This window comes from Candidatus Poriferisodalis sp., assembly GCF_965208555.1.
In the GTDB taxonomy this organism is placed as follows: domain Bacteria; phylum Actinomycetota; class Acidimicrobiia; order Acidimicrobiales; family Poriferisodalaceae; genus Poriferisodalis.
On sequence record NZ_OZ242342.1, the window covers coordinates 3254703 to 3276462 of the forward strand.

Annotated in this window: 23 protein-coding genes; 13 read left to right on the forward strand and 10 right to left on the reverse strand. The window is 69.1% G+C overall.

What is annotated here, in order from left to right:
• The first annotated feature begins 63 nt into the window (after nucleotides 1-63).
• Genes ACOGXE_RS14920 through ACOGXE_RS14935 form a run of 4 tightly spaced genes read left to right on the forward strand, consistent with a single transcriptional unit; the run spans nucleotide 64 to nucleotide 4614 of the window.
• Nucleotides 64-879, forward strand: a complete 816-nt coding sequence (locus ACOGXE_RS14920) for an enoyl-CoA hydratase (RefSeq protein WP_419931684.1) — start codon at nucleotides 64-66, stop codon at nucleotides 877-879.
• 24 nt (nucleotides 880-903) lie between these two features.
• Complete coding sequence (locus ACOGXE_RS14925; protein WP_419931685.1) at nucleotides 904-2577, forward strand: cation:proton antiporter; 1674 nt, start codon at nucleotides 904-906, stop codon at nucleotides 2575-2577.
• Nucleotides 2574-3395 (forward strand): inositol monophosphatase family protein, encoded by an 822-nt coding sequence (locus ACOGXE_RS14930; RefSeq protein ID WP_419931686.1) that lies wholly within the window; start codon nucleotides 2574-2576, stop codon nucleotides 3393-3395. Before ACOGXE_RS14925 ends, ACOGXE_RS14930 begins: the two co-directional genes overlap by 4 nt.
• The gene (locus ACOGXE_RS14935) at nucleotides 3385-4614 is read left to right on the forward strand and encodes an AI-2E family transporter (protein ID WP_419931687.1); all 1230 of its coding nucleotides are present in this window, start codon (nucleotides 3385-3387) and stop codon (nucleotides 4612-4614) included. The genes ACOGXE_RS14930 and ACOGXE_RS14935 overlap by 11 nt, the downstream gene beginning before the upstream one ends.
• Nucleotides 4615-4639: 25 nt before the next feature.
• On the opposite strand, the gene ACOGXE_RS14940 is transcribed toward ACOGXE_RS14935, so the two are convergent.
• Nucleotides 4640-5362 (reverse strand): M23 family metallopeptidase, encoded by a 723-nt coding sequence (locus tag ACOGXE_RS14940; RefSeq protein ID WP_419931688.1) that lies wholly within the window; start codon nucleotides 5360-5362, stop codon nucleotides 4640-4642.
• Between the two features lie 98 nt (nucleotides 5363-5460).
• On the opposite strand from ACOGXE_RS14940, the gene ACOGXE_RS14945 reads away from it, so the two are divergent.
• Nucleotides 5461-5736 (forward strand): DUF4031 domain-containing protein, encoded by a 276-nt coding sequence (locus tag ACOGXE_RS14945; RefSeq protein WP_419931689.1) that lies wholly within the window; start codon nucleotides 5461-5463, stop codon nucleotides 5734-5736.
• Here ACOGXE_RS14945 and ACOGXE_RS14950 read toward each other — a convergent pair.
• A complete protein-coding gene (locus tag ACOGXE_RS14950; protein ID WP_419931690.1) occupies nucleotides 5699-6388 on the reverse strand; it encodes an alpha/beta fold hydrolase in 690 nt (229 codons plus the stop codon). The genes ACOGXE_RS14945 and ACOGXE_RS14950 overlap by 38 nt on opposite strands.
• Nucleotides 6389-6448: 60 nt before the next feature.
• On the opposite strand from ACOGXE_RS14950, the gene ACOGXE_RS14955 reads away from it, so the two are divergent.
• A complete protein-coding gene (locus ACOGXE_RS14955) occupies nucleotides 6449-8224 on the forward strand; it encodes an acyclic terpene utilization AtuA family protein (RefSeq protein WP_419931691.1) in 1776 nt (591 codons plus the stop codon).
• 18 nt (nucleotides 8225-8242) lie between these two features.
• Here ACOGXE_RS14955 and ACOGXE_RS14960 read toward each other — a convergent pair whose 3' ends face one another.
• Nucleotides 8243-9190: a DNA-3-methyladenine glycosylase family protein gene (locus tag ACOGXE_RS14960; RefSeq protein ID WP_419931692.1), complete on the reverse strand. Its 948-nt coding sequence runs from the start codon at nucleotides 9188-9190 to the stop codon at nucleotides 8243-8245.
• A 118-nt stretch (nucleotides 9191-9308) separates the two neighbouring features.
• A complete protein-coding gene (locus tag ACOGXE_RS14965) occupies nucleotides 9309-10163 on the reverse strand; it encodes a fumarylacetoacetate hydrolase family protein (protein WP_419931693.1) in 855 nt (284 codons plus the stop codon).
• A gap of 108 nt (nucleotides 10164-10271) precedes the next feature.
• On the opposite strand from ACOGXE_RS14965, the gene ACOGXE_RS14970 reads away from it, so the two are divergent.
• Nucleotides 10272-10793, forward strand: a complete 522-nt coding sequence (locus ACOGXE_RS14970; RefSeq protein ID WP_419931694.1) for a GGDEF domain-containing protein — start codon at nucleotides 10272-10274, stop codon at nucleotides 10791-10793.
• 17 nt (nucleotides 10794-10810) lie between these two features.
• Here the strand turns inward: ACOGXE_RS14970 and ACOGXE_RS14975 are convergent, their stop codons facing one another.
• From ACOGXE_RS14975 to ACOGXE_RS14985, 3 genes are all read right to left on the reverse strand, one after another.
• Nucleotides 10811-12409: a gamma-glutamyltransferase gene (locus ACOGXE_RS14975; protein WP_419931695.1), complete on the reverse strand. Its 1599-nt coding sequence runs from the start codon at nucleotides 12407-12409 to the stop codon at nucleotides 10811-10813.
• 82 nt (nucleotides 12410-12491) lie between these two features.
• Entirely contained in the window at nucleotides 12492-13880 is a 1389-nt protein-coding gene (locus ACOGXE_RS14980) for an FAD-binding oxidoreductase (RefSeq protein ID WP_419931696.1), read from the reverse strand.
• Complete coding sequence (locus ACOGXE_RS14985) at nucleotides 13877-14713, reverse strand: glycerophosphodiester phosphodiesterase (protein ID WP_419931697.1); 837 nt, start codon at nucleotides 14711-14713, stop codon at nucleotides 13877-13879. The genes ACOGXE_RS14980 and ACOGXE_RS14985 overlap by 4 nt, the downstream gene beginning before the upstream one ends.
• Before the next feature lie 32 nt (nucleotides 14714-14745).
• Between ACOGXE_RS14985 and ACOGXE_RS14990 the strand changes: the two genes are divergently transcribed.
• On the forward strand, nucleotides 14746-15630 hold the full coding sequence (locus tag ACOGXE_RS14990; RefSeq protein WP_419931698.1) for a SirB1 family protein: 885 nt from the start codon (nucleotides 14746-14748) through the stop codon (nucleotides 15628-15630).
• A gap of 37 nt (nucleotides 15631-15667) precedes the next feature.
• On the opposite strand, the gene ACOGXE_RS14995 is transcribed toward ACOGXE_RS14990, so the two are convergent.
• Nucleotides 15668-16285 (reverse strand): histidine phosphatase family protein, encoded by a 618-nt coding sequence (locus tag ACOGXE_RS14995; RefSeq protein WP_419931699.1) that lies wholly within the window; start codon nucleotides 16283-16285, stop codon nucleotides 15668-15670.
• A 103-nt stretch (nucleotides 16286-16388) separates the two neighbouring features.
• On the opposite strand from ACOGXE_RS14995, the gene pyk reads away from it, so the two are divergent.
• Entirely contained in the window at nucleotides 16389-17822 is a 1434-nt protein-coding gene (pyk, locus tag ACOGXE_RS15000; RefSeq protein ID WP_419931700.1) for a pyruvate kinase, read from the forward strand.
• Between the two features lie 19 nt (nucleotides 17823-17841).
• Here the strand turns inward: pyk and ACOGXE_RS15005 are convergent, their stop codons facing one another.
• Nucleotides 17842-18153: a hypothetical protein gene (locus tag ACOGXE_RS15005; protein ID WP_419931701.1), complete on the reverse strand. Its 312-nt coding sequence runs from the start codon at nucleotides 18151-18153 to the stop codon at nucleotides 17842-17844.
• A gap of 113 nt (nucleotides 18154-18266) precedes the next feature.
• On the opposite strand from ACOGXE_RS15005, the gene ACOGXE_RS15010 reads away from it, so the two are divergent.
• The 4 genes from ACOGXE_RS15010 to ACOGXE_RS15025 all read left to right on the forward strand — a co-directional run bounded on the left by ACOGXE_RS15010 (nucleotide 18267) and on the right by ACOGXE_RS15025 (nucleotide 20980).
• A complete protein-coding gene (locus ACOGXE_RS15010; RefSeq protein ID WP_419931702.1) occupies nucleotides 18267-18731 on the forward strand; it encodes a DUF3151 family protein in 465 nt (154 codons plus the stop codon).
• A complete protein-coding gene (gene mobA / locus ACOGXE_RS15015) occupies nucleotides 18728-19306 on the forward strand; it encodes a molybdenum cofactor guanylyltransferase (protein WP_419931703.1) in 579 nt (192 codons plus the stop codon). The genes ACOGXE_RS15010 and mobA overlap by 4 nt, the downstream gene beginning before the upstream one ends.
• 5 nt (nucleotides 19307-19311) lie before the next feature.
• A complete protein-coding gene (locus tag ACOGXE_RS15020; RefSeq protein WP_419931704.1) occupies nucleotides 19312-20541 on the forward strand; it encodes a ribonuclease D in 1230 nt (409 codons plus the stop codon).
• Between the two features lie 148 nt (nucleotides 20542-20689).
• Nucleotides 20690-20980 (forward strand): hypothetical protein, encoded by a 291-nt coding sequence (locus ACOGXE_RS15025; RefSeq protein WP_419931705.1) that lies wholly within the window; start codon nucleotides 20690-20692, stop codon nucleotides 20978-20980.
• Here the strand turns inward: ACOGXE_RS15025 and ACOGXE_RS15030 are convergent, their stop codons facing one another.
• Nucleotides 20981-21748: a hypothetical protein gene (locus ACOGXE_RS15030; protein ID WP_419931706.1), complete on the reverse strand. Its 768-nt coding sequence runs from the start codon at nucleotides 21746-21748 to the stop codon at nucleotides 20981-20983.
• Nucleotides 21749-21760: the final 12 nt, after the last annotated feature.

The following is a 21760-nucleotide window of genomic DNA, read 5'->3' on the forward strand; positions in this document are numbered from 1 at the left end:
GTGGCCGCGGCGGTGTCTGCGCCGATGCCACTGGACGCATCGGCACGAGCGAGGAGGACCCGGATGAGCGGCCAGACCAATGACACGGTTCTGTACGAGGTTGACGACGGCGTGGCGGTCGTCACGCTGAACCGTCCTGAGCGCCTGAACGCGTGGACTGGCGAACTGGGCACTGGCTACTTCGACGCTCTCGACCGTGCGGCGGCCGACCCGGATGTTCGGGCCATCGTGGTGACGGGGGCAGGCCGGGGATTCTGTGCCGGCGCCGACATGGACAACCTGCAGGGGATCTCCAGCGGCCAGGGCGAGGGCACCGACGAGGATGCCCCGCGACTGCGTGCCGAGCGGCACGACTACGCATTGACCATTCCCAAGCCGGTCGTAGCGGCGATCAACGGAGCATGCGCTGGACTGGGCTTCGTCCACGCCATGATGTGCGATGTCCGCTTCGCCGCTGAGGGAGCCAAGTTCACCAGTGCATTCGCTCGCCGAGGCCTCATTGCCGAGCACGGTGTGTCGTGGATGCTGCCCCGGGTCGTCGGACCCTCGCATGCATTGGACATCCTCATGTCCGGCCGCGTCTTCCTGGCGGAGGAGGCCAAGGACATGGGCGTCGTCAGCAGGGTCTTCCCGCGTGAGGACTTGGTGTCCGAAGCGGTCAGCTACGCACGCGATCTCGGCCGCTACAGCGCGCCGTGGTCGATGGCGCAGATCAAGCGGCAGGTGTGGGGCCAGCTCGACGAGGCACGCAGCGATGCGCTCGAGGAGTCGAACGCGATCATGCGCGAATCGCTGCAGCGACCCGACTTCAAGGAAGGCGTGCAGAGCTTCGTCGAACAGCGCGATCCGAACTTCGAGCCAGTCGTCGCCGACTCCTGATCGATCGCCCGGCCAGGGCCGGCGATGAACGACACGCTCGTCGCGTTCGCCGTCCTGGCTTGGCTGGCGTACCTCGCCAGCCGCCTGCTGGCACGCCACCACCTGCCAGAGCTGGTCGCCTTCCTCATCGTCGGTGCTCTGCTCGGTCCGTCCGGGCCCGTACCGTTCATACAGCTGATCGACGAGCCGTCGCTCAACGCGCTGCGACCCGTTACCGAGGTGGCGCTGGCGGTGCTCATGTTCGTCATCGGCGAGCGCGTCTCAGTACGGGCGCTGCGTGCCGCCCGTTGGACGCTGACGACCGGCGTCATCCAGTTCGCGCTGAGTGCGATCGCGGTGTTCTGGGTCACCAGCCGGCTCGGAGCGGACCGCCCGGTGGCGCTGATCCTCGGAGCGCTCGCAGGTGCGGGAGCCCCGATGACCATCGCGCACATCGTCTCGTCGGTACGTGCCCGCGGCAGCTATCCCACGGGAATCGTCGGCACCCACGCAGTGTCAGACGCGCTCGCGACTACCACCTTCGCGGCAGTGCTGCCGATTGCGCTGTTGCTCTCTGACGAAGCAGCCGATGTCGGCGGCGCGATCTTGAACTTTGTCCAGCTCGGCATCGGCGGCGCGGTGCTGGGGCTGATTCTCGGCTGGTTCATCTCGCGGCTCGGCTTCCAGATCGAGACGTCCGGCGAGCTGCTGCTCTTCGTGCTCGTGCACATCGTCATCGCTTGGACCATTGCCGGATTTGTCGAGATCTCGTTGCCGCTGGCGGCTCTCGTCGCCGGTGCCACGGCAGCGACCGTTTCGCCGCAGGCGTTCTCGGTGAGTCTGTTCCGGACCATCAAGACGATCGAACAGCCGCTCTACCTGATGTTCTTCGCGTTGGCCGGAGCCTCAATCCACCTCTCCGATGTCCCCAAGGTCGGGTTGGTCGGCGTTGCCTACATCGTGGTGCGGGTGGCAGCCAAGATCGTCGGCGGCCTCGTCGGCGGCCTCACCGGAGGCCTCGGCTGGCGGCGATCGTTCGGGCTGGGAGTCAACCTGACGCCGCAGGCCGGCGTGGCCGTCGGCCTCGCCGTCATCGCGTCAGAGAGCCTCAGCGACGTGGGCTCGGACGCAGGTGTCGAGGCGGCCACCGTGGTACTGGGCGCCGTGGTGCTGTTCGAGCTCATCGGTCCGCTGCTGGTCGCCCGTGACCTGCGCGGCTGGTCGTCGGAAGAGGACCCCAACGGTGCGGTGCCGGAAGAGTTCGAGCTTCCGGCTCGGGTGCTGGTCGCCGCCCCGGTTCCGGTGGACCTGCCCGAATGGCTGATCGACCAGGCCGCACGCTGGCGCTCGTCGCTGGTCGTGCTGATGCCGGGAGAGCGTGATGATCCCCATACCGCCAAAATCGGCGAGCGATGCGGGAGCCGTGATGTCGACTTCGAGTTTCGCTCGCTGCGCAGCGAGAGCTTCACGGGAGCAGTGGTGCGTTCGCGCAGCCAGCACCAGGCAGACCTGGTTGTGCTGTTTGCGCCGCGACCGCCGGCGGGCGCATCGCGCCTCGTGCTGTTGCCGGCCGAGCGGATTGCGCGTCAACTGCCGGTGCCGGTGCTGACCTTCCCGCTGAACCAGTCTGATGCCGAGTCCGAATCTGCTGATCCTGGATCCGGGCGCGTGCCACGGCCCCGCCGCCTGCCGTGGCAGAACCCTGGACGCAGCGAGTGAGCGAAGGGTCTGGGCACTCGCCGCGGGACGATTCGCCGGGAGCTGGCGAGGACCTCATCGCTGCCGCCCGCGACATCGCCGCTGCCGCTGGGTCGCTCACGCTGCGGTGGTTCGGCCGGCGAGACCTCGGTGTCACCTGGAAGCGCGACGGCACCGAGGTCACGGAAGCCGACCGCGCAGCAGAACGCCTGGTCCGAGACCGGATCGGCCGGCAGTTTCCCGACGATGCGATCTTCGGTGAGGAAGAAGGCGGTTCGATCCGGCCCGACGGCCGGACGTGGATCGTCGATCCCATCGATGGCACCCGAGGCTTCGTGCGGGGCGTCCCCCTGTATGCGACCCTCGTGGCGCTGGTGGATCCCTACGGTCCCCTAGTGGGTGTCATCGACCTGCCGGTGCTCGGGCACACGCTCGCCGCCGGGAGGGGCACCGGCTGCTGGCTCGGCGACCACCGCTGCTCGGTGAGCGATCACCCCGACCTCAGCGGAGCGCTCGTCAACACCTCGGATTACAACACGTTCGAGCAGTCCCAGTTCGAGGCACTGCGCTCGGGCGGCGCGATGATGCGCACATGGGGCGATGCCTATGGCTACTTCCTGGTGGCGACCGGGCAGGCTGAGGCCATGATCGACCCGGTGTGCGAGACCTGGGATCTGGCGCCGATGCCCGTGATCATGGCGGAATCCGGCGGGCGCTTCACCGATGTCGCGGGTCGGCCCGAGTATCGCAACCGCAACGGGGTCGCCACCAATGGGCTGCTGCACACCGCAGTTCTGGACGCAATGGCTGCCCGGCAGGGGGGTGATCATGGCGAGTGAGGCCCGGCGCAGGGCGGAACTCCGGTTGCCCGAACGCGACAGGATGCCGCGCTGGGTGCCGCGCGCCATCGGCCTGCTCATGGCAGCAGTGGTCGGCCTCGCGACTGCGGCGTGGCTGCTCGACAAGCTCCGCAGCCTCTTGGTGGTGCTGCTGGTGTCGCTGTTCCTGTCGTTTGCCATGGAGCCGGCGGTCAACTGGCTGGCCGGCAAGGGCTGGAAGCGCGGGCTCGGTACTGCAGCCGTCTTCGGGTTGTTTGCCCTGCTCGCCGCCGGGTTTGCGGCGGCCATGGCGTCAGTGCTGGCCGATCAGATCCTCAAGCTCATCGACGCAGCTCCCGGTTATCTGGTCGACATCGAACGCTGGGTTGACGAGCAGTTCGGCATCCAGATCAACACCGACGACCTGAGAGCACAGTTCACCGCGGGCGGCAGCGCAGCATCGCTGCTCGGCGATGTGGCGGGCAACCTGGTTTCGGTCGGCTCGACTGCGGTGAATGTGGCAGTGCAGATGCTGACCGTGGTGCTGTTCACCTTCTACCTGGTGGCCGACGGACCCCGCCTGCGTCGCCTGCTGTGCTCCGTGCTGAACCCGCGCCGACAGGCTGCAGTGCTGCGGGGCTGGGAATTGGCCATCGACAAGACCGGCGGCTACATCTACTCGCGCACGCTGCTTGCACTGGCTGCCTTCCTGGTCCACTGGGCGGCCTTTGCCATCATCGGCGTGCCGTTCCCCGTCCCGCTGGCGATGTGGGTGGGCGTGCTCTCGCAGTTCGTGCCGGTAGTCGGCACTTACCTGGCGGGCTTGCTGCCGCTGCTGATCGCCCTGCTGGACGAGCCGATCACCGCACTCTGGGTGGCGATTGTGGTGCTCGCGTACCAGCAAGTCGAGAACTACCTGCTCGCGCCACGCGTGACCGCTCACACGATGAACATCCATCCCGCCGTGGCATTCGGCTCGGTTCTCGTGGGCGCCGCGTTGCTGGGATCAGCCGGTGCGCTGCTGGCTGTGCCGGCAGCGGCCACGATTCAAGCGTTCGTCTCGACCTACATCAAGCGGCACGAGCTCATCGAATCCGACCTCTTCGAGTCGCACGAAACAGATCCGGACGAGGCGGCCGAGCCCGACGCTGCCGATGAGCCCGCGCCTGGTGACTCCTCTGGTGCTCAAACTCTCGACGCCGGCGCGAAGCCTGAATCCGACACGCCGCCGGCGGGTTGAGGTGCATTCACCTTTCCGGTGCCGGTCACCAATGGCCGCTGGGGGGCTGAGACCACGGTGCGATGTAGTCGAGCGGATCGACGGCGGCGCCTCCGAGCCGCAGTTCGAACTGCAGGTGGGGCCCGGTGACTGCGCCCGTGGCGCCGAGCCGGCCGATGCGCTGGCCTGCGTCCACATCGTGCCCTGCGCGCACGCTGACGCTGCTCAGGTGCGTGTACACCGTCGCCACCCTTGCGCCATGGTCGATGACGACCGTGCGTCCGTATGCCGCGAAGTCCCCGGTCGCCACAACCGTTCCCGAGCCGGAGGCCAGGACGGGCACCCGCCAGCGCCGCTCCCGGTCGACCAGGTCGACGCCGGTGTGCGGCAGCCAGCGTCTGCGCAGCGGGTGAAAGCGGTTCCCGAACGCCGAGGTCACCACCGGGTCGGTGAGCGGCATGCGAAGTTCGCCGAAGAGCGGGACGCGCAGCGGCTCGCAGCCCTGCGCTGTTGTGATGACGGTGGCGATCCAGTCGTCGTAGATGAGTGCGCCCTCGACTGCGGGGCCCAGGTACGGCGGCACAGGCAGCGCCGGCTCGGGGAAGCAGGCGTTGAGGTGGAGGTTGGGGCTGGGCAATTCGATGGGGAGATCGGTGGCCTGAGCATCGGGGATGACGGAAACAGTGAGGCCGACGGCGAGTGTGACGGCGGTCAGGGCGCGCCGCGGCCGTCCGGCCCACCGGCAAACACCCTGCCAGAACGCGCTCACGCCGCGCCTCCCCCCTTCAGGCGCCCCGGAAAAGGAAGAATTTTAATTCATTTCAGTCATCCAGTTCAGCCAAATGCCGAAATCGGCAGTTGGCAGACGTGACGATCCTCGTCGACGACGCTCGCTGGCCCTGGCGTGGCCGCCGCTGGGCGCATCTCGTCTCCGACCAGAGCTACGACGAACTGCACGAGTTCGCAGCGCGCATCGGCAAGCGTCGCGCCGCCTTCCAGGGCGACCACTACGACGTCGATGAGACCGAGCGAGAGCTGGCGCTGCGAGCGGGTGCAGTGGCGGTGAACAGCCGCGAACTGGTGTCGCGGCTGCGGGCGGCGGGGCTCAGAAGACCTCGAGGTGTTCCATCACCGCGTCGATGAAGCCGAAGTTCTTCGGCGTGGCGAAGTGATCGCAGCCTCGCAGCTCGGTAAATGAGGCATCTGCCAATGCGTCGAGCAGCGGGTCTGCCGGTCCCGCGAAGTCCTCAGTGCCCAGCACCACCCGCACCGGATGGGTGATGCGCGCGAATTCGGGATCTCCGAGCGGAGCGTGCTTGCGGCGCATGAACGCAGCCAACGCCTGGCCGTCCTGATCAGGCTCGGCGGCATAGCGGGCGAAGGTCTGCGCATGCACATCATCGGCCTCGGCTTCGCCGGACACGCCGCGCGCGATGCGTTCGGCCTGCTCGTCGTCGCGTTCGAACAGGTTGCGGCCGACACCTGAGACCACCAGGCGGCCGAAGCGCTCAGGCGCCATGGCCGCCATGACCAGCAGTGTGCGCGACCCCATGGAGAACCCGACGCCGTCGACTTCTTGTTCGCCGACCTCCGCAGCGAGTCGCTCGACGAGCTTGGCCTCCATGTCGGCATACCCCGCCGGGTCATGGTGCTTGGGCGCTGAGCCGTGCCCGGGCAGATCCCACGCGATCACCTCGCGCCCGCCGTCGGTCAGCAGATCGATGATGCCAGTCGGCTGCCAGGTGCTCGCCACCGAGCCGGTGAAACCGTGAAGCAGGAGCACGGGGTTCGCCATGCCGGGAAGTCTGGCAGAGCGGTGACATACCCTGCATCAGCGACGAGAGGTTCCGCCGACATGAGCACGACGACTGCACCGCCTATCCGGATCGCCAACTGCAGCGGTTTCTTCGGGGATCGCCTCGCTGCCGCCCGTGAGATGGTCACGGGCGGCCCGATTGATGCGCTGACGGGGGACTGGCTCGCTGAGCTGACCATGCTGATCCTGTCGCGCATCGCAGCCAAGCGGCCCGGAGCCGGCTACGCCCGCACCTTCGTCACGCAGATGGAGGAGGTCATGGGCACGTGCCTGGACAGGGGCATCAAGGTGGTGTCCAACGCCGGGGGTCTGAACCCGTCGGGATGCGCCGACGCGGTCGCCGAGGTGGCGGACCGGTTGGGCCTCAACCCGTCTATTGCCTATGTCGACGGCGACGATCTCACTGACCGTCTGGGGGACTTGATCGCTGCCGGCAACGATTTCGCCCATCTCGACACCGGTCAGCCCTTGGGCGATCTGGCTGATCGCATCGTGACCGCCAACGCGTACATCGGCTGCTGGGGGATCGTCGAGGCGCTGAACCAGGGCGCGGACATCGTCATCACCGGTCGCGCCACTGACGCCGCCGTCGTGGCGGGCCCTGCTGCGTGGCATCACGGCTGGACCCGTGACGACTGGGACGCGCTCGCCGGCGCCATTGTTGCCGGCCATGTGATCGAGTGCGGGGGGCAGGCCACCGGCGGCAACTACAGCTTCTTCACCGAGATCGCCGATATGACCTACCCAGGGTTCCCGTGGGCGGAGGTCGCAGCCGACGGCTCCAGCGTCATCGGCAAGCACGCGAGCACCGGCGGGGAGGTCTCGGTCGGCACGGTCACCTCGCAGCTGCTCTATGAGATCCAGAGCGAGCGTTATCTCAACCCCGATGTCGTGAGCCGGTTCGACACCATCGAGCTGACCCAGATCGGGCGAGATCGGGTGCGCATCGGCGGGGTCCGCGGCGAGCCGGCCCCGCCCACCCTCAAGGTGGCCATGAACTACCAGGGCGGCTACCGCAACCAGATCTCGATCGGTCTGACAGGACTGGACATCGCCGAGAAGGCCGAGCTGATCGAGCGCCAGTTCTGGCATGCGTGCCCCTACAGTCCCGACGATTATGAGACCGTCGTGCGCAAGTTCCTGCCGACGCACAAGGCCGACCCCGGCACCAACGAGGAAGCCGTCGCCGTCTACAAGATCATCGTGAAGGACCCTGACGAGCGCAAGGTCGGCCGGGCATTCTCCAATGCCGGCACAGAAATCGGGCTGTGCTCCATTCCCGGGATGTTCGGCACCGGCGGAGGCCCGGGCCCCGGCCAGCCCTTCGGCGTGTACTGGCCGGCGCTCGTCGACGCCGAGCAGGTCCCGATGAACGTCGTGGTGGACGGTCGCCGCACGGTGGTCGACAGCACACCGCCCGACCTGTCCGCTGAGAGCGTCGAGGCGGCGACGCCCGAGCGGATCGAGCCTCCCGGGGCACCGACGCAGGCGGTACCGCTCGGAACGCTGTACGGAACTCGCTCGGGCGACAAGGGGCCGAATGCGAACCTGGGCGTCTTTGCCCGCTCGGCCGAGGCGTACTGGTGGCTGTCGGACTTCCTCACCGTGGAGCGGCTCGCGGAGCTGATGCCCGAGGCCGCCGAGCACCGGGTGGATCGGTACGACCTGCCCAACATCTGGAGCCTCAACTTCATCTTCCACGGGCTGCTGGAAGAAGGCGTGGCTGCGTCGACCCGGCAGGATCCCCAGGCCAAGGCGCTGGGGGAGTACCTGCGCGCCAAGGTGGTCGAGATCCCCGTCGCGCTGTTGCCCTAGCCCTCAGCGGTCGAGAGCTCAGCGGTCCTGCAGATCCTGCAGCGCCATGCGGGGGCCGTGGCGCGGCGGAGCCCCGGCGGACTTGGCCAGCGCCTGCACACGGGCCCGCTGGCCGCGGTAGGGCTCGAGCAGCTCCAGCATGCGCTCGTCGTCGCCGCGCCGTTCCCCGGCCAGGTGCCAAGTGACGTAGCTGGGAATCTGGTAGTCGCCGACGATCACCGAGTCGGGATCGCCATGACACAGCAGCACGACGATCGAGGCGGTCCACGGGCCGATGCCCCGGACGCCCTGCAAGCGCTCGCGGGCTTCGGCGGGCGCAAGCCGGGCCACGCCCTCGAGCGTGCCGGCCCGCCGGGCGGCAGCGATGATCGCCTCGGCGCGCCGACGCTCGATGTCGAATCGATGGAACTCGTGGTACGCGAGCGATGCCAGGACATCGGCGGCCGGCGGCAGGCGCAGCGCCTCAGGTGCGGGACCGGGAGGCTTGCGTCCCCAGCGTCGCAGGATGCCCTGCCATGAGTTCTTGGCGTTGAGACCGGGAACCTTCTGCCCGCACACCGTCGGCACGATGTGCTCCCAGACGGTCCCGGTGGCCGTGAGCCGGCGCGCAGGCCAACGCCGGACCCAGCCGGCGACGACGCGATCGGCGGGAATCAGCGCTGCAGGGTCGTCATGAGCGCCGAGCAGAGCGGGCACGCCGGCGACGGCGTCCGCCGCGCCGGGTCCCCATGCCGCGACGTCGGCCGTATTCGCCAGCCGGTTGATGCGCAGCGTCGCCGCGCCGGCGCTGGTGTCCGTTGTGCGCCAGATGGCCGGCCCGTCGTAGAGGACCGGTCCCAGAACGCCCTTGCCGCCGGCACGGCCCAGCGCTCGGCCCGGGTCGAGGGAGAAGCCGAACTCGAAGCGTTGGCGTATGTCGGGCGCGGCGATGCCCGGCGTGGCAACGGCGTCGGTGCCAGACCGCATCACCCGTCCTGTTTAGCGGGTGCGTTGTCTGGCGAGCCGTCTCGTCGTGGAACCCGTTGCCTTCCGCTCTTGTTCGCTTCGCTCACGGGCCGCTCGGGCCCCGGCTTCGCCTGCCGGCTCAGCCTCCGGCGGTCGGCTCGCTGATCACGGGGTTTGTCAGGGTGCCGATGCCTTCGATTGTGATCGCCACCTCATCGCCATCTTTGAGCAGGCCGGGCGGATCCGAGAACGCTCCCACGCCTGCCGGCGTCCCTGTGGCGATGATCGTGCCCGGATCGAGCGTGAACGCCGTGGACAGGTGCTCCACGATCGCGTAGCAGTCGAAGATGAGGTCGTCGGTGTTGGCGTCCTGGCGCACCTCACCGCTCACTTCGGTGACCAGGCGGCACGAATGGGGGTCGAGCGAGTCGCTGGTCACCACCCACGGGCCGCACGGGCCGTGAGTGTCCCATGACTTGCCCATGGTCATGGTGGGGCTGCGGCGCTGCCAGTCACGCACGCTGACGTCGTTCATGATCGTGTAGCCGGCGATGCAGTCCGGAGCCTCCGCCGCCGACACCGCACGGGCGGTGCGTCCGATCACGACTGCCAGTTCGCCTTCGTAGTCCACCATGTCAGGCGCCGCTGCAGGCAGGTGAATGGGGTGGCCCGGCCCCACGATGCAGTTGTGATGCTTGTTGAAGATGATGGGCACCTTCGGCGGCTCGCGGCCGCCTTCAGCCGCATGGGCCCGGTAGTTGAGCCCGACGGCGAGGATTGCGGGCGGACGGCCGACCGGGGACAGCAGCTCAGCCTCGGCGAGCGGCGTCACGCTGCCTGTTGCCAGTGCCTGGACATGGGCCACCAGATCCCCGTCGCTCGAGCCGAGCAGCGACGGCAGATCGGTGTGCTCGGTCTGCAGTGTGACCAACCCGTCATCGGTGACGGTGGCCAAGGCAGGCTGGCCGTCGAGGAGGTGTCGTGCGATGCGCATGCGGCGACGCTACAGCGGAGCCGCTCATGAGACCCAGTGGCGACGCTGCACCGGGGCTGCTGTTGCGGGCATTGTGCCGGAGCCCCAAGAGTGGCACTCTGGCGCTCCATGGCTCGCCATGGCGCCGGGGGCTCATCCCCCGGCGTAGTCGACTCTGTGCTGGACCCCGTCACGGGGCTCCCGGATGTGCGCGTCTTGGCGGTGCTGCTCGACCGCAAGCTGGCACTGGCCCGGCGGGCACTCCAGCCGCTCTCGGTGGTGTTCTTCGAAGTCGACGGCTTCGAGGGGCTCAGCGCCACGCAGGCCCGCGTGGCCCAACGGCTCGCGGCGCGCCTGGTACGCGGCACGCTGCGCGAGTCCGACACCGTCTGTCACTGCGCCGACGGGATCCTGGCTGCCATCCTCGACGACACGCCCCACAGCGGGGCAGTCTGGGCCGCCGATCGGGTGCGCCGCGAGGTGGCCGCCCGCTCGTACCACACCGGCGTCACGCTCTCGATGGGCGTGGCCAGCTATCCCACCCACGCCTTGGAGGCAGGGGATCTGCGCGACCGGGCCTACGCGGCCCTCTTCGTCGCCCGGTCGCTCGGACCTTCCCGGCTCGAGGTGGCCGAGCCGCTGCCGCGCTGAGGTTCAGCAGCCGACAATCAGTAGCCGACAGTGGCTCCGGTGAGCGCCCGGGGATCCGATGCGCCGGCAAGCATGCCGTCGTGTATCTCGATGAGATGCGCGTGTCCGTATGAGTTGTCATGCGGGCCGTCGACGCCCACCCGGTGACCGCGCTGGGCGAGGTCGGCGATGCTGTCGCTGCCTGCCCAGGCCGCGTTGCCTTCGATGTACAGCTGGAGATTGCCGGGATCGGCCCAGGTGTCGAAGCCGGTTCCCTCGGCGGCGCCCCAACGCCAGCGACCCGAGCCGATGGCCGTAGCGGGCTCTTCGCCGAGGCACAGCGCTCGTGCCAGCACTTGCAGCAACACCTGCGGCTGGGCGTCGCCTCCCATGGTCCCCACGACCGAGCGGAGCGATCCGTCGGCGCGCTGGACCAGTGCCGGCGCGAGCGTGTGAGGAGGGCGCCGGCCAGGTCCGTACTCGGCCGGATGGCCTTCGACCAGATTGAAGCCGATGCCGCGGTTGTGCAGGCTGATCCGGTGCGTCGGGGTCCACAGCCCGATGCCCCAGCCTCCCGCATTGGACTGGATCAGCGAGACGCCCATTCGGTCCGCGTCCACGGCCGCGAGGTACATCGTGTCGCCGGTGCCGCTCCCGGCGCCGAGCGCCGCCGCCGCGTCAGGCAGGATCGCGGCGCGGCGAGGTGCGAGGCGCTCCGGCGCAATCAGCGCAGCACCGTCAGCATCGTCCCAGAGCACGGCGGGTCGATCCCAACCGGCCTGCTTGGCAGCTTCGGCCAGCAGGTGGGCGAACAGCGGATCATCGGGGTCTGCGGGCAGGTCCAGCTCGCATGCGATCCATGCGCCGGCGAGCGTGAGGTAACCCTGCGAGTTCGGCGGCACGGTCCACAGACGGTGTCCCCAAGCGTCGGCACGCAGCGGCGTCACCCATTCGGCCTGTGATCGAGCGAGGTCCGCCGCGCTGTACTCGCCGCCGCCCAGCTCGATGAGGTCGCGGCCGAAGTCGCCCCCGTAGTAGGCCTCCCGGCCGCCCTCGACGATCTCCCGCAGGGCAGCGGCGACGCCGGGCCGGGTGACGAGCTCGCCCGGCTGGCCCTGGGGTGAGTAGTCGTCAGTGTTCGCGACGCCGTCGAGCAAGGCAGCAGCGGCGGCGCCATGGAACGAGAGCGGGAAGCCGCTGCTCGCGAGGTCGATAGCCGGGGCAAGCACCTCCGCCAGGGGTGCCTGCCCGAACCGCTCGTGCAGGCTCATCCACCCGTCGACGCAGCCGGGCACTGGCACGCTGCGGATGTCGGAGCGGAAGCGCATGCGGGTGCGGCCCTCGCCGCGCAGAGCCTCGGGATCGGCGCCGCTCCCGGCCCGGCCGCTTGCGTTCAGCGCTGCGGGGGCCGCGCCATCGGTGTGATGGACGAGCGCCCACAGGTCGCCGCCCATGCCGCACATGTGCTGGGTGGTCACGGCAAGCACGGCAGAGGCCGCCACCGCTGCGTCTGCTGCCGAGCCGCCGGCCCGCAGCAGCGACACGCCGGCCTCGCTCGCGAGGTGGTCGACGCTGCACACCATGCCGCTGCGCGCGTACCGGGTAGCAAACGGCACCTGCGGCCGGGACTGACTCATAGCTCGAACCGTAGACGCGGCTGGGAACCAAGGAACGAGCTGTGGAGGGCGCCTGCCCCCTCCACAGCGGGCGCGCGTTGGCTCAGGGCAGCAGGACGTTGGGATTGAGCAGGCCGGCGGGGTCGAGCGCCCGCTTGATGGCCCCGAACGCAGCCAGCTCGGCCTCGCTGCGGTTGAGATGCAGTTGGGAGAGCTTGGCGGTGCCGATGCCGTGCTCGGCTGAGATGCTGCCGCCGAGCTCGGCGACATAGTGCAGCACCGCGCCGTCGACTTCCTGGGCAGGCTCAGACCCACCGGGGCCCAGCACGTTGACGTGCACGTTGCCGTCGCCGAGATGGCCGAACAGCAGCGGCCGGGCGTCGCGGTCGACCGCTCTGATGACGTCGGCGACACCGTCGGTGAACTCGGCGAGGCGAGCGGCGGGCAGCGTCACATCCAGCTTGTGGGGAATGCCCGCAGCGGAGATGGCCTCGGTGACGTTCTCGCGGAATGCCCACAGCCGCTGGCGTGACCCCGGATCGAGCGCCACCGCCGCATCGACGAGGAGGTCGTCCAATTCGGCGACGGCAGCGCCCAGCTCGTCGCTGGGATCGGTGCGCGCGGCAGCCTCCGCGACGAGCCATGCTGCGCCGTCGCCGAGGGTGCCGACAGGAGGGGTGACGCCCAAGTGCTCCGAGACGAGTGCCATGGCCCCGTCGAACACAGCTTCCAGTGCATGCAGGGAGGCGACGCTGCGACGCAGCGCCGCTGCTGCGCTGACTGCATCGGCTGCCGTCCTGAAGGCCAGCAGGGCCGTCGCACGCTCAGGCTGGGTGGGGTGCAGCCGCAGCCGCACCCGCGTGATGATGCCGAGCGTGCCCTCGCTGCCAGCCAGCAGGCTCCCGAGGTCGTAGCCGGTGTTGTCCTTTTCCAGGCCGGCGAGATGGCTCACGACAGTGCCGTTGGCAAGCACCGCTTCGATGCCGACAACTTGAGCGCGCATGGCGCCATAGCGCAGGACGTTGATGCCGCCCGCGTTGGTGGCCACCATCCCGCCGACCGTGGCCGACTCACGCGCTGCCAAGTCCACGCCGACGCTGAGCCCAGACGCGGCGACGTGCGCTTGGGCATCGGTCAGCGTCACGCCCGCACCCAGCGTCACCTGCGACGCGAGCTCGTCCACCGGCTCGCAGGCGGCGAGCCGCCGCATCGACAGCACGGCTTCTCCGGCGAGCGGCACGCTGCCGCCCACGAGGCCCGTGTTGCCCCCCTGGGGCACCACGGCAACGTGAGCCGCCGCCAGCACGCCCATCACGGCGGCGGTCTCGGCGGTGTCGCCTGGCCGGACGACCAGCGGTGTCGAACCGGCGAAGCGGCGGGTCCAGTCGATCGCGTAGCCAGCGGTGATCTCCGGATCGCTGAGCACGTGAGCCGGTCCCACGATGTCCGCCAGCTCGTCCATGACGGCGGGAGCGATCGCGACGGCGCTCATGTGCCGGCCTCGCCGCCGGCGGGCCAGACCCCGCGTTCGGCCATGACCTCGAGCAGCACTCTCGGCTCGTCGGTCATGATGCCGTCGACCCCGATGTCGAGGAGACGGCCCATCTCGACGGGATCGTCGATGGTCCAGATGTACACCGCCACTCCCGCGCGGTGAGCGTGCTGGACGAAGCGGCGGGTTGCAAGCGGGATCGGTCCTTGCCGGAGCGGGATCGAAGCGATGCGTCCCCGGAACGGGCGATCGCGCCGCTGCGGGCGGGTCGTGCCTGAACGTGGTCGCCGGTTGGACCGGGCCCGGGCCCGAAGCCCGGCAGCACTCAGCAGCCTCAGCCGGGCGATCTCGCGTGGGCTGAAGCTGAGGCAGACCGCGTCGCCGAAGGCCTTGTCGAGGCGCTCCAGGCGTTCGTCAGAGAAGGAGCCGACACAGACGCGGTCCAGCACGCCCGGCCCCCTCAGCGCCTCGATGAGCGGTTCGACCGCCGCATCGGCCTTGGGGTCGATGCTGATCCGCACATCGTCGAATGCACCGAGCAGCTCTTCGAGCCGGGGGATCGGCTCGCCGCCCACGCGAGCCACCGACACCTCGCTCCACGTCATCTCCGAGATCCGCCCCGTGCCATCGGAGACCGGTGCGAGCTCGTCGTCGTGAAAGACGGCGAGCACGCCGTCGGCGGTGGCCTGCACGTCGGTTTCCAGGAAGCGGTAGCCGAGTCCGACGGCACCCTCGAACGCGGCCATCGTATTCTGCGGCCACGCAGCACTGCCGCCTCGATGGGCGATCGGCACCGGCCCGGCTTCGTCCAGGAAGGGATGCGCCGAGGTCACAGCGCAAGTATCGCCGCTCGCCTCCCCGCTGCATGGGCCCAGAGCCCCGGGGCTCAGCCTCGGAGATGGAGCGCGGCGCCGTCACCGGTACCGTCACGTCGATGTCAGACGGCGAAGAGGCAGAAGGCCAGTCCGGCAGTCACCTGTCGTCGGCGGACGCGTTCGCCGAGTGGGCGGCCAGCGAGCCGGTGCCGCTCGACCGGGCGGCCTTGGCCATCGCCGCCCACTGCCGGTCGGACCCGGTGGATGAGGCTGCGGCGCTGGCCGAACTGGACCGTCTGGGTGCCTCGGTGCGCGAGCCCACCCCGGACGCTGTCGTCGAGCTGCTCTTCGACCAGGAGGGCTTCGGTCCGAACCGGGATCGCTTCGCAGATCCGGCGAACAGCTACCTGGACCTGGTCGTCTCACGACGGCTCGGCATCCCCATCACGCTTGCCGTGGTCACCATCGAGGTGGCTCGCCGGGCGGGTGTCATGCTGCACGGGGTCGGCATGCCAGGCCATTTCCTGGTCGGCACACCCGAGCCGGAGGCGTTCATCGATGCGTTCGACGGCTGCATCATCGACCGGGCTGGCGCCGCTGCGATCTTCGCTCGCTTCGAATCACGTCAGGCATTCGACGATTCGTTCCTGCAGCCGACACCGCCCGAGGCGATCCTGCTGCGCATGCTGAACAACCTGCGCACGCTGCACCTGCGCCAGCCCGATGCGCCATCGCTGCTCGCCGTTCTGGAGTTGTTGACCAAGCTGCCGGGCTGCCCGCCCGACGAGTTCGTGCGGCTCAGCCAAGCGCTCGCGACGCTGGGACGGCCCGACGAGGGTGCACGAGCGCTGGAAGACGCCGCAGACCGGTTCGACGGCCGTGACGGTGAGCACCTGCGGCACGCTGCGACGCGCCTGTGGGCACAGCTGAACTAGGCCGCCACAGCCCGGGGGCCGGCACCGGCAGCGCGGGCTACAAGCCGATGGCTAGGTCGGGACGGCCCCGCAGGTGGGTGCGTTCGTTGACCGACAGCACGCTGCGGTGGCCGTGACTTGACGCGAACACGCGCGTGACCGAGGTGTAATCCACGTCGAATCTCAAGAACGTGTCCGGATCGAAACCCAGGCACCGCGCCAGATAGGCGTTCACCACGCCGCCATGGCACGCCAGCGCCACCCGCTGGCTGCGGTGGTCGGCGACGATCTGGTCGACGGCGTGGTTGACCGTGGCAATGAACTGCGCGGTGCGCTGGACGTCCCCGAACGAGCCGGTCGCCAACTCGTCCCAGCGCTCCCGGTCGGTCTCCTTGAGCACTTCCATGGGCACGTACGCCGGCGAGTCACGGTCGAACTCGCTCAGCCCGTCGCGCACTGCCGGTTCGAGGCCAGTCGCTTCGGTGATCGCCTGGGCCGTCTGCACTGCCCGGCGCATCGGGCTGCTGTACAACGCATCGATGCCTATCTCGGCGAGCCATCCGGCGACCGCTGCGGCCTGCTGCTGACCGGTTTCCGACAAGGGTGGATCTGCAGGCTGACCGTCGTGCCGCACGACTCGCTCGGGCTGGCCGTGGCGGACGAAGACGAGTTCCACGGCGGGTGACCCTAGAGGCTGTGCGGACTGGCGCAGCATCTGGCGCTGGCGCTGGCGAAATCGATGATGGGGTGCCTTGACGGGAGCGGTACCGTGGTGACACATGGCAAGACGGACCAAGATCATCGCCAGCGTCGGACCAGCCTGCAACGACGAGGCGACCATGACAGCCATGATCGAAGCAGGCGTCGATGTCTGGCGTCTCGGATTGGCGCACGGTTCGCTCGACGAGCAGGTCGAGACGTTCCGGCGGCTGCGCGCTGTATCGGAAGAGTCCGGACGGCATATCGGGATCCTCGTGGACCTGCCGGGTCCCAAGGTGCGCTGCAAGCCGTTCCCCGAGGGCGGCTGCGACGTCGCTCAAGACGCGTTGCTCACGCTCGCCATTGACGGCGACGCCAGCACCGCCGATCGGCTCGTCGTCGACTACGAGGGATTGCTGACCGACGTGGGCCCGGGTGACCGGCTGTCGTTCGGCGACGGCAACGTCGTGCTGGTGGTCGAGGACCGCGCCTCCAACGCCCTCAAGACCCGCGTGCTGCACGGCGGGCACCTCGAAGGCCGACCCGGTCTGCATGTCGACTCGTCCAAACTGCGCATGAGCACGCCGACCCCCCAGGACCTGAAGCTGGCGGACACATTCATCGACCTGGGCACCGACATGGTCGCGCTGTCGTTCGTCCGTTCGGCACATGACATGCGGCGCCTGGGCGTCGAGCCCCATCCGCGCGGCCCGCTGCTGGTGGCCAAGATCGAGACCAATGCTGCTGTGGAGAACCTCGACGGGATCATCGAGTCCTCTTCGGCAGTCATGGTGGCGCGCGGCGACCTGGGTGCGGAGTGCGACATCGAGGAATTGCCTCACTTGCAGAAGCGCATCATCGAGGCCTGCGTCGCTCACGGCCGGCCGGCCATCACTGCGACTCAGATGCTGGAGTCGCTGCTGCATTCGCCCGTACCGACGCGCGCCGAGGCCTCCGACATCGCCAATGCGGTGTTCGACGGCACCTCGGCAGTCATGCTGAGCGGCGAGACGGCGATCGGCCACGATCCGGTGAACGCCGTGCGGACGATGGCGCGCATCACCGAGCGCGCCGACGAGCGTTTCGATTACGAGGCGTGGTGGAACCGGCTGCTGTCGGTGCGCCGGCTGGACGAACGCGCTGCTGACTACCTTCGCGTGACCGACGGCATCACCCAGTCGGCGTCACGGCTGGCGACCGAGCTGGGCGCTCAAGCCATCATCTGCCTGAGCCGGTCGGGGTTCACCGCCCGCAGCATGGCCAGGTTCCGTCCGTCGATGCCGCTGCTGGGTCTCACGCCCGAGCCTCGCACTGCGATGCAGCTCTCGCTGTCCTGGGGGACGCGCCCGCTGGTCTTCGGTGAACGATTGACCCCTGCCGAATCAGCCCTCGAAGCGGTGCACGCAGCGTCGCGTACCGGCCTCGTCCGCAGCGGCGACATGGTCGTGGTGGTGTCGGGCTCGAGCCCTGAGACACACGCCACCGACAACCTGCGCGCCATGCGCGTGCCCTGAGAGGGAAGCACCGGGCGGGTCAGCCGGTGTCGATGTCGATATCGACATCTATACGGCCGGGGTCGATGCGGTCGGGCCCGCACAGCGGGTTGGAAGGCACCTGCACCGTGCGGCCGAAGACATCGCACGAGCAGGTCTCCTGGCAGTCCCGCAACCCCGACCATTGCACAGCCAGCACCGCTGCGACGCCGATCAGCACCACCGAGATCAGCACGGCCAACGCCAGCCTGCGCATCCACCGGAGCACGACGATGGCTGCGACCACCAGTGAGGCGATCCCGCCGACCAGAGCGATGCTGAGACGGTCGGCATCGAGCCATTCGGGCAGCACTCCATCAGAGAGTACGCAGCGTCCCGGCGGCTCCCGGGGATCGCTCCCGGGCCAGTGACAAGGCGCTCAGTAGAGTCGAGGTGGCTCGTACGACGCTTCCCGAGGATCCACGCATGGCGGCCACACCCATAGACCTGCGTCCGGGCGGCCTGCCCGAGACAGTGCTGGATCCGGCTCCTCCCGCTGCCGTCGCGGCATGGGAAGCGGCGATGGCTCAGCCGGCGGCCGAACGGGGCACGGCGCTTTCGGAGGTCGCAGCCCGCTGGCCGAGACTGCTGGAGGCTTGGTCGGAACTCGGGCGCTGGGCGGCGAGCGAGGGCCGGCACATCGAGGCCTACGCCTATTGCCGGGTCGGGTACCACCGAGGACTCGACGCGCTGCGCGCCGCCGGCTGGCGCGGCAGCGGCTACGTCCGCTGGGCGGAGCACACCAACAGCGGCTTCCTGTGGTCGCTGCTGGGCCTGGGGCGCTGTGCTGAGGCGATCGGCGAGCAGGACGAGGCCGACAGGTGTGCCGGCTTCCTGACGCAGCTCGACCCGGGCGGCGAGCCATCGACGGGTGAGTGGCCGCAGGCGTGAGGTCCGCCGGCGTCGTGCTGTGCGGCGGTGCATCCACGCGCATGGGCAGCGACAAGGCCGGCCTCGTGCTGGCAGGGCGGCCACTGGCGCTGTGGGTGGCCGACGCCCTGAGGGCCGCGGGAGCGGACCCGGTCGTGGCACAAGGCGGCGATCCGCCGCCGCCCCTCGTGGCCGAACCCGACAGCTCGCCGAGCGCAGGACCGCTCGCGGGCCTTGTCGATGCGCTGGAGCGCCACGGCAATGTGCTCGTGTGCCCGACAGATGTGCCGACAGTGCCTGCGGAACTGCTCGCGGCTCTGATTGAACGCGCCCACAGCACGGGCGCGCCGGTGGTGCTGGCTCGCAGCGACCGCCCAGAACCGCTCATCGGCCATTACGCCCGCGAATCGCTCACGATGCTGCGGACCGGCCTGCAGGCCGGTGCGCGAGGACCCAAGGCTGCCATCGACATCGAGAGCGTCCCGACTGTGGCGGCGGCCGCGTCTGATGTCCTGAACGTGAACACGCCCGCCGATCTCGCTGCAGCCGAGGCGATCTTGGCGGCTCGTGATGCTGGGCAGCCCGGAGCGAGGTGAAGCGCATGTCTCCCCGCGACGAGCGGCGCCGCCGCGACTCGTCCCGCCGGGAGTCTGCCCAGTACGAATGGGTCGACGCCCAAGCGGACCTGGAGGCCCTGGTTGCTGATCTGCTGGCGACAGATCGCGTGGCCGTGGATACCGAGTTCCATCGGGAACGCAGCTACCGGCCGCAGCTTGCGCTGGTCCAGGTTGCCTTCGACGAAAGGGTCGTCCTCGTCGATCCCACCACGACCGAGATAGCGGTTCTGGGCGCTGTGCTGGCGGCGGATGTCCTGGTGGTCATGCACGCCTGTGCGCAGGACATCGAGGTGCTGTCCCAGGAGTGCGGCTCCATCCCGTCGAGGCTCTTCGACACACAGGTGGCTGCTGGTTTCCTGGGCATGAGCACGCCGTCGCTGGCGACGCTGGTGGACCGACTGCTCGGGGTGCGGCTGGCCAAGGGCAACCGCCTGACTGACTGGTTCGAGCGGCCGCTGCGGACGGCCCAGCAGCGATATGCGGCCGATGACGTGGTCCACTTGATCCCGTTGCTCGATGAGCTGCGCTCCCGCCTGACCGCCCGGAGTCGTTGGCAATGGGCGCTCGACGAATGCGAGCAGTGGCGTCGCCCACCCGGTCCGCCGCCGGATCCTGCCCAAGCGTGGACCCGCATCAAGGGAGCACGCCAGTTGCGCGGATCTCAGCGGGCGGTCGCGTACCGGCTGGCGGCCTGGCGGGAGCGAACCGCCAGCGACAGGGACATTCCCGTGCGCTTCGTGCTGTCAGACATGGCGCTGCTGTCGATTGCACAGCGCCGGCCACGCGGCATCAGCGAGCTCGGGGGCTTGCGAGGCGTGGACGGCAGCCAGTTCCGTGGGGCGGCCGGCGACCGGATCATCGCCGAGGTGAAGCGCGGCCTCGACATGAAACCGGGCGACATCCCTGCCGGTGCCTTGTCTGTCGGGCCCAACGTGGAGGCGGCGCTGCAGCCGGCGGTTCCCCTGGTCGGTGCCTGGGTGGACGAGGTGGCGCGCACCGAGGGCATTGATCGCAGCTTGCTGGCGACCCGCTCCGACATAGCTGCGCTGCTCGCGGGTGACGGGACGTCGCGGCTGAGCTCCGGCTGGAGGGCTGAAGTGGTGGGCGACGGGATCAGGTCGCTGCTGGCCGGGGAGGCCGCTCTCGCGTTTGATCCGTCGGATGGCTTGCAGCTTGAATCGCGTCCCGGCGGGGCGCCTGAGCAGCGCCAATGACAGGCAGCCCAATTACACGCAGCATTGGGCCCCAAACGGTAGGGTGGCAGGGCACTTCGTAGAACACAGGGTCCATACCCGGCGCGGGTATGGGCGTATCTGGATGCAGGCAAGCGAAGCCTCGCAGTCGAGCACGAGGAGCCAGACGGTGAAGAAGGGTCGACATCGCCGCTATGAGGAGGCTCGCAAGTTCCAGCGGGCCACGGCGGAGCGTTTCACCATCGAGGACTACGACTTCGACAATTCGGATCGTTTCGGGGTGGATCCCGGAGATCGTGACCTCATCGACGAGGAGTCGGCACCCGACGACCAGTACGGCCATCTTGCCGACAAGTACGACGACTATTCGGATCTCGAGGCGAAGTACGCCGACTTCGATTCCGACGCCGACGCTGAGTCTGACGCCAACACAGGAGCTGCGCAGCGCGAGAGCGCCTGACTAGCAGCGAGGTCTCCGGACTGCTGGGTGGGGGAGCAGCTGGGCGGAAGCGACGCGCTGGTCGAGCTGGATCTGCAGCTCGGCATACATCACCGGACCGCAGATCGCCGTCAGCTCATCGCGTAGCGCCCTGAACACGGGCTGGCCGCCGATGTGGGCGCTCTGCGCGGACGTGCACCACCAGGCCACATCGGTATCGGGGCCGCCCCAGTCACGGAGTTCCCACTCCCGCACCATTGTGTAGACGTGGCCGGTGACGGTCTCGTGGTCCTCTCGGCGCAACGGTGCCTGCCAGCAGATCTCCGGCTTGGTGTCCATCGGCCGCCGGCCGGTGCGCTCGGCCAGCAGGTGGAACGCGCAACCGGCGCCCGCGGGGTGATCGGGGCGGTTCGCGAACACGCACGCTCCGGCCACGACGCGGGTGCGCCACCAGCCCTCGCCGTCCTGGGCGAGTGCCTCTGCGGGATCGCAGTGGTGCTGCCAGATTTCGGTGTCCAACTCGGCGATCATCTGCCGGACGTGTGCCAGGTCGTCGTCGCCGTTGAGATAGGCACCGTGGCTGCAGCAGCCCAGTGCCAGCTCGGGAGCCGGCAGGTCGTCAATCCCCGGGCAGCCGGCGCCGTAGATGCACGTCCAGGCGCTCGTGAGGAACGTCACATCGAACAGCCAGGTGCGATGCTCGTGCGGGTCTTCCAGGGACAGCCACTCCCGGGTCTCGTCGCGGAGACCCGCGCCATCGAAGCCCACCGCATCGATATCAGAAGCCATCCGCGCTGAGCC